The sequence below is a fragment of the Neisseria sp. P0021.S006 genome, from assembly GCF_051956895.1.
The window spans coordinates 1-631 of the sequence record NZ_JBQCWZ010000832.1; the positions used below are offsets into that span (position 1 = coordinate 1).

1 protein-coding gene is annotated in these 631 nt (G+C 49.3%); it reads left to right on the top strand.

The features are described from left to right. Positions 1 to 631, top strand: a 631-nt coding sequence (locus tag ACTHUM_RS17370) for a hypothetical protein (RefSeq protein WP_440403608.1), incomplete at both ends; no start/stop codon positions are given.

The following is a 631-nucleotide window of genomic DNA, read 5'->3' on the forward strand; positions in this document are numbered from 1 at the left end:
CTTTACCGCCAGCAATATCAATGCATCCGAGTCATTGACTTTGAACAATAGCGGCAGCCTCAACCTGAGCGCAGCCAACATCAATGCCGGCGCGCTGACCGCATCTGCCACAGGCAACTTCAATTCTAACGCGGTAAAAACCACCAACCGCATAGAATCCGACCATACTCAAAGCAAAGGCCTTTGGTACAACAACAACCTGAGCTCTTCTGCTGACGAAAGCCTGCATCAAACCAAAATCAATGCCGGCTCTGTCAATATTGCCACCACAGGCAAAGTTCAATTGGATGCGACCGAACTAAACTCGGCTGCTGATGCTCGCATTGCCGCCCAACAAGGAATCGTATTGAGCAGCAACAGCGAAACCGACAGCAGCTCGACTTATGTCAGCTTCAAAAATGAAACTGCCGCCCTGAAAACCGGTATCGCTACAAAATCTTCCAAAAACTCTACCGCCCATCAAACCAAAATCTCCGCAGCCGGTGATATCGGTTTGATTTCCGAAGGCGATTTGAGCACTTACGGCGCAAGCATCGCGGCAAACGGCAATGTCGTTACCGATGTCAACAAGATCAACTTGGGCACTCAAACCACCACTAATACCAACAGCCTCGATGACCAGAAAAAATAC